This window comes from Kocuria atrinae (genome assembly GCF_039531425.1).
Lineage (GTDB): Bacteria > Actinomycetota > Actinomycetes > Actinomycetales > Micrococcaceae > Kocuria > Kocuria atrinae.
In genome coordinates, this window is record NZ_BAAAQA010000046.1 from 1 (window position 1) to 920 (window position 920).

Genomic DNA, 920 nt, shown 5'->3' on the forward strand with positions numbered 1-920 from the left:
GACGGCGGTGAAGAGCCGCTCGAATCCCTGTTGCCAGGGCCATGCCTGGGGCAGGCGGATGCGGATCCTGCGGGCGCTGGAGGCGATCCGGGCTGGCAGATTCACGAGCCTGGCCCGGATGGTCCCGGTCCGGGCCCGGGCGAACGGTCCGGCAGCGAGGATCCCGGCGGTGCGGGTGAGGTTGTAGGCCATCACCGCGCAGACCAGCCAGGCGCCGTTGGCCCCGAAACGGCCGGAGGGCAGGTGGGCCAGGGCGCTGTCCTTCAAATCGGCGTTGACCTGCTCGATGACCGCGTGGCCCCGGTGGGTCTGGTCCGCGGTCACCGTGTCCAGCACCTCCGGGTCGGTGGTGGTGAAGAAGGCGTGGAACCGGTGGGTGTCGAACAGTGTCGGCTGGTCCGTGTCCTGGGGGTTCAGCTCGGGGATTCGGCGCACCACCAGTCGACCGGGGACCCGTTCGGTTTTCTTCCTTGAGGTGAACGCGGTGAAGGGGACCTCGGCCACCTCCGCCTTGGAGATCCACGTGCCGGTGTCCTCGTCGAAGATCGCCTGCGGGTACCTGATGCCGGTCCACGCTTTCTCGTCGATGCCGGCGATAGCGGCCTTGACGGCCTTGTCCATCTTCACGGTCACCGACACCTCCGCCCCGGCGGTGAGCGCGGCGGCCACGGTGGCATGCCCATAGAAAGCGGAGTCGGCCCGGACCAGCACCCGGGCGCCGGCCGCCGGCACCAATCGCTTGAGGATGGCCAGCGAATCCCCGACCAGCCTCGAGGCCCCGCGCGGGGAGCCGACCGAACCGCGGCGCAGCCGCTGACCCAGGATCACCGGGGCCGCGGTCTCGGTGCTGGCGGTGGCCAACAGGGCGTTGAGCCCACGGACCCCGGAGTACCCGTACCCGGAACCCTGCTTCTGGTAGC

The 920-nt window shown here is 70.2% G+C and carries 1 protein-coding gene; it reads right to left on the reverse strand.

All coding sequences use genetic code 11. From position 1 onward, the window contains the following. The coding region (locus ABD283_RS14320) for an IS1380 family transposase (RefSeq protein WP_344225603.1) at window positions 1-920 on the reverse strand (920 nt) is incomplete at both ends.